This window comes from Pseudomonas sp. Pse35 (genome assembly GCF_024519715.1).
Classification (GTDB): Bacteria; Pseudomonadota; Gammaproteobacteria; order Pseudomonadales; family Pseudomonadaceae; genus Aquipseudomonas; species Aquipseudomonas paracarnis.
In genome coordinates this window covers 1-308 of sequence record NZ_JALJRP010000094.1, presented here as the reverse complement: position 1 = coordinate 308, position 308 = coordinate 1, and the positions used below count along the sequence as shown (strand labels likewise).

Sequence of the window (308 nt, the reverse complement as noted above, 5' to 3'; positions counted from 1 at the left end):
CCTGGCTACCATCGGCGTTATGCACCGTGACACGCCCGTCATCGCCCCAGGCATAACGCGTGTCCATCTGCGAAAAACTCGCCCAATGCCGCACGCAGCGCGCCGCCTTGCCCGCGTGTTCCCATTCCCAAAAGAAACTCGCGCCACCGGCCAGTTGGCGTTCAAGAATGACGTGCTGATCGTCGTACCGATAACGCTCGCTTTCCCCGACAGCATTGGTCGCGCAGACCAGTCGGCCAGCTTCGTCATAGGTGTAGGAAACGATGTTCTGCTCGGTTTCCCAAACGTAGGGCTCACGCCCTTTGGCG

Annotated in this window: 1 protein-coding gene; it reads right to left on the bottom strand. The window is 60.4% G+C overall.

Annotated features, from left to right (window positions below):
• Nucleotides 1-308: RHS repeat domain-containing protein (locus OC445_RS27240; protein ID WP_262020462.1), on the bottom strand; the 308-nt coding region annotated here is incomplete at both ends.